Genomic DNA, 13,836 nt, shown 5'->3' on the forward strand with positions numbered 1-13,836 from the left:
GGTCGCGATATCGCCCATCGGCAGGGTTCGGCACCCGCCACCGATGGTCTCCTGGGCCTCCAGCACCACCACCCGCCGCCCGGCCCGCGCACACAACAGCGCGGCAGCCAGGCCGTTGGGGCCGGAGCCCACCACGACGACGTCCGCACGCACGGTCCCCGCCGCGCTCATTCGAAGACCGCCAGACCGTAGGCGCGTCGCAGTTGCTCCAGCAGGTCCTCCTGTGACCGGGCCTGTTCGGCCAGTCCCAGCAGCAGCCGGCCGGTGTCGGGACCGCCGGGCTCGTCGTCGTCGCCGCTGTCTTCGTCGTCGCTGCTGTCATCGTCGTCGCAGTTGTCGTCGTTGCTGGCGTCGGGTTCCGCTCCGGACCTCCCGGCAGCGGACGCCGGGCCGTCCGCGACCCACGACGCGGCGAGCAACTCCCACATCGAGCGCTTCGCAACCACGAGGGTGCGCAGCGCCTCCAGGACCGCGAGCCGGGCCAGAGGATCGCGCACCACCGTGCCCACCGGCAGTGCGGTGAGGCTGACCGCGGCGGACCACCGCACCAGCCGACGGCCCGGGGCCCCCAGAGGTGAGAGCACCGCCAACAGGCGGGCGGCGGTGTCGATCTCCTCCTCGAACTCCCGGCGCAGCGGAACCAACCGCACCCGGTCCTCCGGATCGACCGCACTGATGCAGCGGTCCAGGACGCTGCGCCCCACCGCGGCGCCGTACAGGTGGGCCCGCAGATACATCGCCACCGCCGTCGGGCCGCGTGCCGGGGCCAGCACGGGCAACCAGGGGTCGGGGAAGCGGACCGGCGGCTGGGCCGACCGGGGAGTGCGGGGCATCGGTGCTCCGTTCGTCGCGCGGCGGTGGTCACGTCGGGTCGCCGACCCTCGTCACGGTAGGCGTCCGGGCGCGTACCGGCCACTGCTCGGCGCCGGTGACAGGTGCCCTAGACTGGCCGTGCCCGAAAAGACACCGAGGAGAACCCACTGTGACAGCATCCGGACGGCCCGTCGTCCTCATCGCCGACAAGCTCGCCCAGTCGACCGTCGACGCGCTCGGCGACGCCGTGGAGGTCCGCTGGGTGGACGGCCCGGATCGCCCCAAGCTGCTCGAGGCGGTCGCCGACGCCGACGCACTGCTCGTGCGCTCGGCCACCACCGTCGACGCCGAGGTGCTCGCCGCCGCGCCGAACCTCAAGATCATCGGGCGCGCGGGCGTCGGCCTGGACAACGTCGAGATCCCCGCCGCCACCGAGCGCGGCGTCATGGTGGTCAACGCGCCCACCTCCAACATCCACTCGGCCGCCGAGCACGCGGTCGCGCTGCTCATGTCCGCCTGCCGCCAGATCCCAGCCGCGGACCGCACCCTGCGCGAGCACACCTGGAAGCGCAGTTCCTTCAACGGCGTCGAACTGCTCGGCAAGACCGTCGGCGTCGTGGGCCTGGGCCGCATCGGCCAGCTCGTGGCGCAGCGACTCGCCGCCTTCGAGACCAACCTCATCGCCTACGACCCCTACCTGCCCGCCGCCCGCGCGGCGCAGCTGGGTATCGAGCTGGTCGACATCGACGAGCTGGTCTCCCGCGCCGACATCATCACGATGCACCTGCCCAAGACCAAGGAGACCGCCGGTCTCTTCGACGCCGAGCGGCTGGCCCGTGCCAAGGACGGCGTCGTGATCGTCAACGCCGCCCGCGGCGGTCTGATCGTCGAGGACGCGCTCGTCGACGCCCTGAAGTCCGGCAAGGTCCGCTCCGCGGCGCTCGACGTGTTCGACACCGAGCCGTGCACCGACTCGCCGCTCTTCGAGCTCGAGAACACCGTCGTCACGCCGCACCTCGGCGCCTCCACCAGCGAGGCGCAGGACCGCGCCGGCACCGACGTCGCCCGCAGTGTGCTGCTCGCCCTGCGCGGGGAGTTCGTCCCCGACGCCGTCAACGTCACCGGTGGTCCCGTCGGCGACGAGGTCGCACCCTGGCTCGACCTCGTCCGCAAGCTCGGACTGGTCGCCGGCCACCTGTGCCCGGGTATCCCGACGACCGTCCGGATCGACGTCGCCGGCGAGCTCGCATCCGAGCAGGTCGACGTTCTCGGGCTGGCCGCCCTGCGCGGCATGTTCTCCGCGATCACCGACGAGCCCGCGACCTTCGTCAACGTCGGCCAGATGGCCGAGCAGCGGGGGGTCACCCACTCGGTGGAGACCCACAGCGAGTCCAAGTCCTACCGCAGCACCGTCACCGTCACGGCCGTGGCCGCGGATGGCGCGTCGGCCGATGTCACCGGCACGCTGGCCGGCCTGGACCAGGTGCAGAAGATCGTCCGGATCAACGAGCGCGGGTTCGACCTGCGCGCCGAGGGCCAGAACCTGTTCGTCCACTACTCCGACCGCCCGGGCGTGCTCGGCAAGGTGGGCTCCATCCTCGGCGGGGAGGGCATCGACATCCAGGCCGCCGCACTGAGCCAGGACGCCTCCGGCGAGGGCGCGTCGCTGATCCTGCGGGTCGACCGCACGGTCGCCGAGCCGACCGTCGACCGGATCGTCTCCGAGCTCGACGCCACCGCGACCCAGATCAACCTGGTCTGAGCGGGGACGACGACATCATGAAGCTCGCAGTCATCCCCGGCGACGGTATCGGCGTCGAGGTCACGGCCGAGGCACTGAAGGTGCTCGACGCGCTGGTCCCCGGTGTCGAGAAGACCGACTACGACCTCGGCGCGCGCCGGTACCTCCGCAACGGCGAGACCCTGACGGACGCGGACGTGGAGAGCCTCCGAGGCCACGACGCGATCCTGCTGGGTGCCATCGGTGATCCCCGCTCCGTGCCGGCCGGCGTGCTCGAGCGGGGCATGCTGCTCCCGCTGCGGTTCGCACTCGACCACCACGTCAACCTGCGGCCCTCCCGGCTCTTCCCAGGGTCGGCCACCCCGCTGAAGGACCCGGGCGAGATCGACTTCGTCGTCGTCCGCGAGGGCACCGAGGGGCTCTACACCGGTAACGGCGGTGCGATCCGTGTGGGGACACCGCACGAGATCGGTACCGAGACCTCGGTCAACACCCGGTACGGCGTGGAGCGCGTGGTCCGCGACGCGTTCTCCCGTGCGCAGTCGCGTCGCAACAAGCTCACCCTGGTCCACAAGACCAACGTGCTCGTCAACGCCGGTGGGCTGTGGCAGCGCACCATCGACGAGGTGGCTCCGGAGTTCCCCGGGGTCGAGGTGGACTACTGCCACATCGACGCCGCCACCATCTACATGGTCACCGATCCGTCCCGGTTCGACGTGATCGTCACCGACAACCTCTTCGGCGACATCATCACCGACCTCGCGGCCGCGGTCACCGGAGGCATCGGCACCGCGGCGTCGGGCAACATCGACGCCTCCGGGACCAACCCGTCCATGTTCGAGCCCGTCCACGGTTCGGCCCCGGACATCGCCGGACAGGGCAAGGCCGACCCCACCGCCGCCATCCTGTCCGTGGCACTGCTGCTGCGCCACCTCGGTCACACGGCCGAGGCCGATCGAGTGGAGGCGGCCGTCGAGGCGGACCTCGGCTCGCGCGGCGACGCCCCGATCGTCACCTCCGAGGTGGGCGACCGGATCGTCGCGGCCGTCAGCGGGTAGACCACCGCCCCGCTGACCCCACGTCCGGACCCCGGCCCGCGGGTGTGAATCGCGAGAAGTGATCACACCGCGGGCCGTCGGCGTCCACAGTGGTGGAATGGACGTCGAACTCGCCGAGGTGCGGGACTTCCTCGCGCGCTGCGCTCCTTTCGACGAGCTGCCCGGAGAGGTGCTCGACCGCCTGCCCGCGCGGCTCAGTCAGCGCTACCACCGGCGGGGGACCGTCATTCTGGAGGCGGGGGACGCGAACGACACCCTCCACATCATCCGCACGGGCGCCGTCGAGGTGTGCGACCCGGGCGGTGCCCTGCTCGACGCGCGCGACGAGGGTGACTGCTTCGGCTACTCGACGCTGACCGGTTCCGGCCCGTCGCGGTACCGCATGGAGGCGGTCGCGGACACCCTGCTGCTCGAGATGCCGCGCGAGGTGTTCGACGAGCTCGCGGCCGCCCACCCCGGTATCCGCGACTTTTTCGGTGCGCGGAGCGATCGGATCCGCCAGGACCTCGCCTCCGCCCGGGTCGCCGCGGCCGGGGGAGACCCGCTGAGCACACCGGTGGGCGATCTCCTCACCCGCGACGCGGTCACCACGGGGCCCGGGACCACCATCCTCGAGGCGGCGCAGATCATGTCGCGGGAACGCGTCTCCGCGCTGCTCGTGGTGGAGGACGGACGCGTGGTCGGCATCTTCACCGATCGCGACCTGCGCTCGAAGGTGGTCGCGGTCGGCGGTGACACCGCGGCGCCGGTGTCGACGATCATGACCCACGACCCGGTCTCGGTGGACGCCCGGACCCGCGCGTTCGACGCGACCCTGCTCCAGATCGAACGCGGCGTCCATCACCTGCCGGTGTGGGAGGAGGGCGCCCCCGCGGGCATGGTCACGAGCGGGGACCTGCTCCGTCTGGCGCAGGCGGACCCCGTCTATCTGGCCGCGCGGATCTCGCGGGCCCCCGACACCGAGACGGTGGCGGAACTGTCCGCCCGGTTGCTGCCGCTGGTCGGCGAGTTCATCCGGCGGGGCACCACGCCGCGGGATATCGGCCGGGTCGTCACCGCCACCGCCGACGCGGCGACGCGGCGCCTGATAGCGCTGGCGGAGGCCGAACTCGGACGGCCTCCCGTGCCGTACTGCTGGGTGGGACTCGGTTCCCAGGCCCGGGGTGAGCTCGGGGTGTCCAGCGACCAGGACAACGCGCTGATCCTCGACGACAGGGCAGGCGGGGTCCCCGGCTCCGACGAGTACTTCGCGGAACTCGCCGACCGCGTCTGCACGGGACTCGACCGGGCGGGCTTCCCGCTCTGCCCCGGTGGGGTGATGGCGACCAACCCCCGGTGGCGCCGGACCTGCGCGGAGTGGGAGGGGACGGTACGGGACTGGGTCGGGGCCCCCGAAGCCGACGCGGTGCTGCACAGTCAGGTGTTCTTCGACCTCCGTCCCGTCCACGGTGAAAGCGGACTCGCCGCCCGCGTCCAGCGCGAGATGCTCGTCCGCTCGAAGGGCAGCCCGCGCTTCCAGGCGCATCTGGCCCGGATCGCGTGTGAGTGGCAGCCGCCACTCGGTTTCCTGCGCGGACTCGTCGTCGCGAGCCGGGGCGAGTACCGCAACACCCTGGACCTCAAGGCCGGGGGGATCGCGCCCGTCGTCCAGATCGCGCGTCTGTACGCCCTGTCCGCGGGACTGGACGAGGTGTCGACCCTCGGCCGGCTCGACGCGGCGGCCACCGCCGGGGTGATCGCCCGCTCGGATGCCGAGAACCTCATCGAGGCGTTCCGGTTCCTGCGCGGGCTGGCCTTGCGCCACCACGCACGTCAGATCCAGGAGCACTCGGACCTCGACAACAACGTGGACCCGTCGACCCTCGGCACCAAGGACCGCCATCGGCTCCGGGCGGCGTTCCGGATCATCGCGGGAGCGCAGAGCGCGCTGCAGATCCGATACCGGGTCGGACAGATGTGATGGTCCTGCCACGGCTGACCGCGGCCGGCCGCCGGAGGAGTGCCGCCCGCCGGGCCCCCGACGGGCCACTGCGGCGATTTCTGGAGACACCGCCGCCGGATCCGACCACTCCGCTCGAGGACCTGTCCCTCCTCGCGGTGGACGTCGAGACCACCGGGCTCGATCCCCGGCACGACCGGGTCCTGGCGGTCGGGTTCGTCCCCGTCGACGGGGACCGGATCGTCCTGGGCGGAGCGGGATCGGTGCTGCTGCGTCCCGATCACGGTCCGGACGACGACGACGGGGTGGGGCAGAGTGCCACCGTGCACGGACTCATGGACGACACGATGGCCACCGGGGAGGATGTCGAGGACGTCCTGGACCGGGTGTTCACGGCTCTGACCGGGCGGGTGTTGGTCGCGCACTACTGCCCGATAGAGGTCGACTTCCTGCGAGCGTTGTGTCGGCGCACGTTCGGCATCCGGCCACCACTGGAGTCCGTCGACACCCTGGAACTGCACCGGCGGGTCCTGGGCGGGGGCGTCGACATGGGCTTCACCGCCGACCCGTCGCCCGAGAGGCTGCGGCTCTGGGGTGCTCGCGAGAGGTACGGGTTGCCGCAGTACCGCGCACACGACCCGCTGGTCGACGCCCTCGCCTGCGCCGAGCTGTACCTCGCACAGGTCACCGAGCTCCGCGACCGTGGGGCGCGAACGCTGCGGGACCTGCGGACCGCCTAGGATCGCGGGTATGCGTCTCGCCCGTATCGCCCACCCGCAGGGATTCGCCTTCGTCGAGGTCCGCGGAGACATGTCCGACCCGTCCTCGCTGACCTGTGCCGAGATCTCCGAGCACCCCTTCGGTACCCCCGAGTTCACCGGCCGCGAATGGCCGCTGGCCGACGTGCGTCTGCTCGCCCCGATCCTGGCCTCCAAGATCGTGTGCGTCGGTAAGAACTACGCCGACCACGCCGAGGAGATGGGGTCGGAGGCCCCGGCCGAGCCCCTGATCTTCCTCAAGCCCAACACGTCGGTCGTCGGCCCCGAGGCGTCGATCGCCTACCCGCCGAGTTCGGAGCGGGTCGACCACGAGGGCGAGCTGGCCGTGGTGATCGGGCAGCCGTGCCGGGACGTCGCCGCCGCGCGGGCCCACGAGGTCATCCTCGGCTACACCTGCGCCAACGACGTCACCGCCCGCGACCAGCAGCTCTCGGACGGTCAGTGGACGCGGGGCAAGGGGTACGACACCTTCTGCCCGCTGGGTCCGTGGATCGTCACCGACCTGGACCCCAACGGGCTCGACGTCCGGGTCACCCTCACCCACCCCGACGGCACGTCCGAGGTGCGGCAGGACGGCAACACCTCCCAGTTCATGCACACCGTCGGCGAGATCGTCGAGTACGTCAGCCGGGTCATGACCCTCCTTCCCGGCGATGTGATCCTCACGGGTACCCCGGCAGGGGTCGGCCCGATGCTGCCCGGCGACCGTGTGACAGTCGAGATCGAGGGCATCGGCTCGCTGACGAACCCCGTCGTCGACCGGTAGGTCCGGGCGACCGGCGCCGACCATCGCTCTAGGACGCTCCGAACGCCCTCAGGATGGTGCGGAGTTTGGCGCCGGTCTCGGCGACCTCGTCGTCGGGTTGCGAGTCCGCGACCAGGCCGCCGCCGGCCCAGGCGATCGCTCCCGACCGGTCCGCGTCGATCTCGGCGCACCGGATGGTGACCATCCAGTCGCCGTCTCCGCCGGCGTCCGACCACCCGACGGCCCCGGCGTAGAATCCCCGTTCCCCTTCTATCGCGGCGATGAGCCTCCGGGCCTCGTCCGTCGGTGTCCCGCACACCGCCGGCGTGGGGTGCACGGCGAGGGCGAGGTCCAGCGAGGTGGTGCGGGGGTCGGCGACACGGCCCCGGATACGGGTCCCGAGGTGCCACATCTCGCGGGTGGACGTGAGAGTGGGGCGGTCGGGGATCTCCAGATCCGTGCACAGTGGTTGCAGGGCCCGTGCCAGCGACTCCACCACGAAGGCATGCTCCGAGGCGTCCTTGCCCGACGCCCGCAGGGCGCGGCCCGCGGCCTGGTCCGCGACAGGGTCGGTGGAGCGGGGCGCGGAGCCGGCCAGCGGGTGGCATTCCACCAGATCGCCGCGGCGGCGCACGAGGAGTTCGGGGCTCGACCCCACCAGGACGCGCCCGGCGTGGAGCCCGCCGGCGGGGGAGAGGTCGACGAGGTACCCGTCCGCCGCCGGGCTGGAGTCGATGAGTGCTGCGCACACGGCGTGGGGGTCGATGGGCTGATCGGCCGACAGCCGGACCGCCCTGGCCAGCACCACCTTGTCGATCTCGCCGGAGCGCACCCCCGCGATCGCGGTCGACACCCTGGCGCGGTGCTCCGAGGACGAGGGGATCTCCCGGGTGACGTGGGTGCGGGTGCGCATCCGGCGGAAGTAGGCGGGGGGCTCCAGTGGGCCGTCGACGCGCACCACCACGTCGGGTTCGACGAGGGCCGCGGGCGCGTCGGGCTCGAAACCGATCGCGCCCACGATCAGACCACTGGCGCCGGACCGCAGGGCCAGGGCCGCGTCCGCCGGATCCGTGAACGAGTTCAGGGCACCCTGGGTGCGCAGCGAGCCCGTCGGACGGGACAGCAGGAAGTCCGGGGCGGTCACCGGGCGCGCGACGTCGGGTTGGTGCCCAGACGCCACGGCACGCCTCCCTCGATTCGGACTCCTGCGTGGATCGCGCCTCCTCGGACGGCGGCCACGGGTACCCGCCGATCCTAGGCCGGTCCTCGCCGGGGGTGCGAGCCGGGACCGTCACTAGGATGGGCTCCATGACCGCCTCGAACGTCCGCGTCCGCTTCTGTCCGTCCCCCACCGGCACACCCCATGTGGGTCTCGTCCGTACGGCCCTGTTCAACTGGGTCCACGCCCGGCACACGGGCGGCACGTTCGTCTTCCGCATCGAGGACACCGACGCCGCCCGGGATTCGGAGGAGTCGTACCAGTCGCTCCTCGACGCCCTGCGGTGGCTCGGCCTGGACTGGGACGAGGGTCCCGAGGTGGGTGGCCCGTACGCGCCGTACCGCCAGTCCGAGCGGCGCGATCTGCACCTGGACGTGGTGCGCAGGCTGGTCGAGGCGGGGGAGGCGTACGAGTCGTTCTCCACCCCCGAGGAGGTCGAGGCCCGCCACCGGGCCGCCGGGCGGGACCCCAAACTCGGGTACGACGGGTTCGATCGCGACCTCACGGAGGACCAGAAGCAGGCGTTCCATGACGAGGGGCGCGGCGCGGTGATCCGGTTGCGGATGCCGGACGAGGATCTCGCCTGGGACGACCTGGTCCGCGGGGAGACCGTGTTCAGGGCGGGCACCGTGCCGGACTTCGCGCTCACGCGGGCCAACGGGATCCCGCTCTACACGTTGGTCAATCCGGTCGACGACGCACTGATGAAGATCACCCACGTCCTCCGGGGCGAGGATCTGCTCAGCTCCACCCCCCGACAGATCGCCCTCTACCGTGCCCTGATGCGGATCGGGGTGGCGGATGACGTCCCCGCGTTCGGGCACCTGCCGTTCGTCATGGGCGACGGCAACAAGAAGCTGTCCAAGCGTGACCCCGAGTCGGACCTGTTCCTCCACCGCGACCGCGGGATGTTGCCGGAGGGGTTGCTCAACTACCTGGCCCTGCTCGGGTGGGGGCTGTCGGATGACCGCGACGTGTTCTCCCTGCAGGAGATGATCGAGGCGTTCGACGTGCGCCAGGTGAACGCCAACCCGGCCCGCTTCGACCAGAAGAAGGCCGACGCGATCAATGCCGAGCACATCCGGCAGCTGCCGGCCGAGGAGTTCGCCCGCCGCCTGCGCGAGTACCTCGTCGCGCACCCCGACGAGGACGGGGTGACCCTGCCGGAGAGTTTCGACGCCCAGCGGTGGGCGATCGTGGCAGATCTCCTCCAGACCCGCATCGTCGTCCTGTCGGATGCGTGGAAGCTCATCCGGTTCCTCCTCGTGGACGAGGCCGGGTTCACCGTCGACGCCCAGTCTGCGGCAAAGAACCTCAAAGCGGAGTCCCGAGAGGTCGTGGACGTGGCGATCGCGGCGCTGGAAGCAGTCGAGGAGTGGACGACCCCGGCCATCGAGGCCGCACTGTCCGGCGCGCTGGTGGAGGACCTGGGCATCAAGCCGCGCAAGGCCTACGGGCCCGTGCGGGTGGCGGTCACGGGATCGCACATCTCGCCGCCGCTGTTCGAGTCGTTGGAGCTGCTCGGTCGGGAGGCCACACTGTCGCGGCTGCGGTCCGCGCCCGTCGCCGACTAGCTCGGGGTCCGGAAACAGACGGATTGACCGGGCGATTTGCTATTCACCCTCGGTGGTTTGATAGTCTCTTCGAGGCGCCCCGCGAGGGGCGGAAAAGTGAATGCAGTGGCCTATGGTGTAATTGGCAACACAGCGGTTTCTGGTACCGTCGTTCTAGGTTCGAGTCCTGGTAGGCCAGCTGAGCGCGTCGCAGCGCTCGCTACAGCGGATCCCACGCGGATCCGTGTCCTAGCCCCCGTCGTCTAGCGGCCTAGGACGCCGCCCTCTCACGGCGGTAGCGTGGGTTCGAATCCCATCGGGGGTACAGCAGAAGGCGCCCGGAGCACAACGCTCCGGGCGCCTTCCTCGTTGCGGGGGACGGGGGCGGATTCCAGGGATCGCGGTCGGCCGTCGGCCCCCGCATTCGCGTCGCCGTTCAGGCCGGGGCCCGGACCGGCCCGGTAACCCTGCCCCGCCCCCGGAGGCGGATGAGATGGCGGGCGTGCTCGTCCAGTGCGTGGTCCTCGGCGGACACCGGGGCCCACCGGGGCACCGGGGTGGGTCTCCCGTCCGGCCCGAGTGCCGCACAGACGGTCAGGCAGTGGGTGGTGAGCGTCCTCTCCGGAGAGGTGGCCTCTCCGGAGCTCACATGGACCGAGACGTGCATGGTCTCGTGACCCGTGTGCAGCAGACGGGCCTCCACCTCCACGACGTGGCCGATCTTCACCGGGTGGTAGAACCGGACACCGCCGGCGTACACCGAGGTGCAGGGGGTACCCGACCACCGGGTGGCGCAGAGGTTCGCCGCGTCGTCGATCCAGGACATGATGCGCCCGCCGTGCGCGTTGCCGCCCCAGTTGACGTCCCCGGGTGCCGCGAGGAACCGCAGGGTCGAACGAGGCGCTGTGCCCGCGGCGGAATAGGTCTGCTCCGCCATCGCCCGTTCGATGTCCTTGCGCAGCCCGATGCGCATGACAGCCTCGTCGGACTCGTGGACCTCCAGGCGGGACGCGGGCGTCCAGGGAGGTACGGGGGTGGGTGCGCCGTCGCGGACGGCGATGAAGACCACGAGGCACTCGGCGCAGTGCCGGTAGTCGAGCGTCACGGGATCGCAGGCCCGGACGTCGCACTGGATGTGCATCGACGTCGAACCCGTGTGGACGAGTCGGGCCGAGACCTCGATGAGTTCGCCGGAGACGACCGGGCGGGAGAAGCGGATGTTCCCGACATAGGCGGTGACGGCGTATCCGCCGGACCACCCCGCCGCCAGGGCGTAGGCGGCCTTGTCGATCCACTCGAGGATGCGGCCGGTGTGCACCTGCGTGCCCGTGCCGACATCGGTGGGCGCGGCGAGGAACCGCAGGACGGTCTGACGAGGTGTGGTCACGCTCCGCACGCTAGTGACGGCGCGTGACGGGACGGTTGCCGCGCGTACGGATTCCGTGACGGACTCCTCACCCCCGCGCCGACGGACGGTGAGCCGGGACGCGGGGGCGTGGGAGGAGAATCAGTCCACCGTCTCTTTGAGGGTGTCCTCGCGCACGAACAGCAGCAGCACCGTGGCGACCAGGATGAGCGGCACCACGACGTGGTAGATCGGCACCAACGCGTCGTTGTAGGAGCTGACGATCGCGTCGTGCAGGGGCCCGGGCAACGCGGCCAGGATCTCCGGGCTCATGGAGTTGGCCGCACCCGAACCGTTCGAGAAGGTCTCGGCCACCGCGGCGCCCTCGGGACCGAGTTCCGCGGCCGCGGCGGGGACCCGCTCGCCCATGAGATCGGCGAGCCGGCTGACGAACAGCGAACCCACGATCGCCGAACCCATGGTGCCGCCGATCTGGCGGAAGAAGTTGTTGGACGCCGTGGCGGTGCCGACCATCGTGATCGGGAAGGTGTTCTGCACGATCAGCACGAGCAGTTGCATGCACAATCCGAGACCGAAGCCGAACACGAACAGCACCACGCCCAGGTGCACCAGGGTGTCTCCGGCCTCCAGCGAACCGATGAGCCACAGGCCCGCGGCCATGATCACGGTGCCGACCACCGGGTACCACTTGTAACGGCCGGTCCGGCTGACGATGTTGCCCACGATGATGGACGTGCCCATCATGCCGGCCATCATCGGCGTCATCATCAGTCCGGCGGCGGTGGGGCCGAGCCCGTGGACCATCTGGATGTAGGTGGGCAGGTACGCCATGCAGCCGAACATCGCGACACCGACCAGGAGCCCGGCGCCGGTCGAGAGCGAGAAGTTCCGCTCGGCGAACAGCGTCATGGGGATCAGCGGGTGTTCCGAGCGCAACTCGACCAGGACGAACGCGACCGCGCACACGACGAACAGGGCGCCCATGCCGAGGATCATCGGGTCCGTCCAGTCGTACCGGTTACCGCCCCAGGAGGAGATGAGGATCAGAGCGGTGGTGCCGGTGGCCATGAGGACCGTGCCGGGCCAGTCGGTTCGTCGACCGGCGCCACGATTCGGCAGGCGGAGCCAGACCACGGCCACGACGAGGGCGACCAGGCACACGGGGAGGTTGAACCACAGGGCCCAGCGCCAGCCGGGGCCCTCGGTGAAGAACCCGCCGAGCAGGGGGCCCAGAACGGAGGACAGTCCGAAGACGGCGCCCAGCACGCCCATGTACCGGCCGCGCTGCCGGGCGGGGACGACGTCGGCGACGATCGCCTGGGAGAGCACCATGAGACCACCGCCACCGAGGCCCTGGATCGCGCGGGCCACGATGAGCAGGTCGATGTCCCACGCGACCGCCCCCAGAAGAGAGCCCGCCGAGAACAGGAGGATCGCGGTCACGAAGAGCGGCTTGCGGCCGATCTGGTCGCCGAGTTTGCCGTAGACCGGCAGGCCGATCGTCATGGTGAGCAGGTAGACGGTGATGACCCAGCTCATCCGGTCGACCCCACCGAGGTCGGCCACGATGGTCGGCAGTGCCGTGGCGAAGATCATCTGGCCCAGGGAGACGATGAGCATCCCGAGCAGCAGGGAGGTGAACACCAGCGGCACGTTGTGGGTCACCGGCGCCGGAGCCGCGGAGGTCGTGGTTCCCGGATCGGCGCCGGGGGAGGGCGCGGTAGTGCGGATATCGGTTTCGCTCATGCGGGACCCCCGGCGGGATGTGAGGCGGAGGGTGCGGTGGGCGCCGTGGCGGGGGGTGCGGTGGTGTCGGGTGCGGTGGTGTCGGGTGCTCCCGCGAGCAGGGCGAGTTGCCGCAACGCGGTGGCGCAGTCACCGTCGAGGTCCCCGAAGGTGGCGGAGTCGCGGGCGAGCCACGCGGACAGCCCGAGGTTCGCCGATGCCGCGACCAGGGCCACGCAGGCCCGGGCCTCGGCCTCGACCGCCACCCCGGCCAGCCGACGCAGCGACGGGTGCCGGTCGAGGTGCACGATGACCAGGTCGGTCAGTCGGAGTTGGAAGCGCGACGAGGCGGTCATCCGCGCGGCCGCCAGCTCGGGCTCGGCGCGGAAGATGGCCCGGCGGCGCTGGGCCAGCGTGGCGGTCTGGTCCCTGTCGGCGGTACGGGTCGCCGCGAAGGCGGCGAGGTAGAGACGGAGTAGCGCGTCGAGAACGCCCCCCTCGCCGCGGTCGAGGAAGGCGGCGCGGTCGGCCTCGGTGACGTCCTCGGGCGTGGCGCCGATGACGGCGGCCTCCTTGGAGGGCACGTAGTTGAAGAACGTCCGCTTGGAGATCTCGGCGGCGGCGCAGATCTGGTCGACCGTCACCGCGTCGAAGCCGTACTCGAGCACCAGGGAGGTCGCCGCGTTCTCGATGGACACCATGGTCGCGCGACGCTTCCGGTCGCGCAGTGAGTCGGGGTCGGGGGGAGAGGACATGCCGGTCACGATAGCCGCTTACTTCACCGAGTGCATCTTTACACCCGGTGCACGGGGTGATGTCGCGATTTGGTTCGTCGTCCACCATCCGGATATAGTGGTCGAGCGCCAAGCCCCCGTCGTCTAGCGGCCTAGGACGCCGC

Annotated in this window: 12 protein-coding genes and 2 tRNA genes; 8 read left to right on the plus strand and 6 right to left on the minus strand. The window is 71.0% G+C overall.

Translation table 11 applies throughout. From position 1 onward, the window contains the following. On the minus strand, positions 1-171 hold a 171-nt coding region (locus G6024_RS06630; protein WP_159148336.1), incomplete at its 3' end, for an FAD-dependent oxidoreductase. Then, complete coding sequence (locus tag G6024_RS06635) at positions 168-833, minus strand: hypothetical protein (RefSeq protein ID WP_159148337.1); 666 nt, start codon at positions 831-833, stop codon at positions 168-170. The genes G6024_RS06630 and G6024_RS06635, both read right to left, overlap by 4 nt. Positions 834-982: 149 nt before the next feature. Between G6024_RS06635 and serA the strand changes: the two genes are divergently transcribed. From serA to G6024_RS06660, 5 genes are all read left to right on the plus strand, one after another. Then, on the plus strand, positions 983-2,575 hold the full coding sequence (serA, locus tag G6024_RS06640) for a phosphoglycerate dehydrogenase (protein WP_067718235.1): 1,593 nt from the start codon (positions 983-985) through the stop codon (positions 2,573-2,575). A gap of 17 nt (positions 2,576-2,592) precedes the next feature. After that, positions 2,593-3,612 (plus strand): 3-isopropylmalate dehydrogenase, encoded by a 1,020-nt coding sequence (locus G6024_RS06645; protein ID WP_096905287.1) that lies wholly within the window; start codon positions 2,593-2,595, stop codon positions 3,610-3,612. A gap of 97 nt (positions 3,613-3,709) precedes the next feature. Further along, complete coding sequence (locus tag G6024_RS06650) at positions 3,710-5,572, plus strand: putative nucleotidyltransferase substrate binding domain-containing protein (protein ID WP_159148338.1); 1,863 nt, start codon at positions 3,710-3,712, stop codon at positions 5,570-5,572. Beyond that, positions 5,572-6,291 carry an exonuclease domain-containing protein gene (locus G6024_RS06655; RefSeq protein WP_096905289.1) on the plus strand — a complete coding sequence of 240 codons (720 nt, stop codon included), beginning with the start codon at positions 5,572-5,574 and terminating at the stop codon, positions 6,289-6,291. Before G6024_RS06650 ends, G6024_RS06655 begins: the two co-directional genes overlap by 1 nt. 10 nt (positions 6,292-6,301) lie before the next feature. After that, positions 6,302-7,096, plus strand: a complete 795-nt coding sequence (locus G6024_RS06660) for a fumarylacetoacetate hydrolase family protein (protein WP_067718227.1) — start codon at positions 6,302-6,304, stop codon at positions 7,094-7,096. A 28-nt stretch (positions 7,097-7,124) separates the two neighbouring features. Here G6024_RS06660 and G6024_RS06665 read toward each other — a convergent pair whose 3' ends face one another. Then, positions 7,125-8,255 carry an isochorismate synthase gene (locus tag G6024_RS06665; protein WP_096905290.1) on the minus strand — a complete coding sequence of 377 codons (1,131 nt, stop codon included), beginning with the start codon at positions 8,253-8,255 and terminating at the stop codon, positions 7,125-7,127. A gap of 128 nt (positions 8,256-8,383) precedes the next feature. On the opposite strand from G6024_RS06665, the gene gltX reads away from it, so the two are divergent. From gltX to G6024_RS06680, 3 genes are all read left to right on the plus strand, one after another. Next, entirely contained in the window at positions 8,384-9,868 is a 1,485-nt protein-coding gene (gene gltX / locus G6024_RS06670) for a glutamate--tRNA ligase (RefSeq protein WP_096905291.1), read from the plus strand. Between the two features lie 106 nt (positions 9,869-9,974). Then, positions 9,975-10,046 (plus strand) — tRNA-Gln (locus G6024_RS06675). 53 nt (positions 10,047-10,099) lie between these two features. Next, a tRNA-Glu gene (locus G6024_RS06680) sits at positions 10,100-10,172 on the plus strand. Between the two features lie 111 nt (positions 10,173-10,283). Here the strand turns inward: G6024_RS06680 and G6024_RS06685 are convergent. From G6024_RS06685 to G6024_RS06695, 3 genes are all read right to left on the minus strand, one after another. Next, on the minus strand, positions 10,284-11,234 hold the full coding sequence (locus G6024_RS06685) for an acyl-CoA thioesterase (RefSeq protein ID WP_069390252.1): 951 nt from the start codon (positions 11,232-11,234) through the stop codon (positions 10,284-10,286). A gap of 120 nt (positions 11,235-11,354) precedes the next feature. Beyond that, complete coding sequence (locus G6024_RS06690; protein WP_096905292.1) at positions 11,355-12,959, minus strand: MDR family MFS transporter; 1,605 nt, start codon at positions 12,957-12,959, stop codon at positions 11,355-11,357. Further along, the gene (locus G6024_RS06695) at positions 12,956-13,693 is read right to left on the minus strand and encodes a TetR family transcriptional regulator (protein ID WP_159148339.1); all 738 of its coding nucleotides are present in this window, start codon (positions 13,691-13,693) and stop codon (positions 12,956-12,958) included. Before G6024_RS06695 ends, G6024_RS06690 begins: the two co-directional genes overlap by 4 nt. Positions 13,694-13,836 lie beyond the last annotated feature (143 nt).

The organism is Dietzia maris (assembly GCF_014144855.1).
In the GTDB taxonomy this organism is placed as follows: domain Bacteria; phylum Actinomycetota; class Actinomycetes; order Mycobacteriales; family Mycobacteriaceae; genus Dietzia; species Dietzia kunjamensis.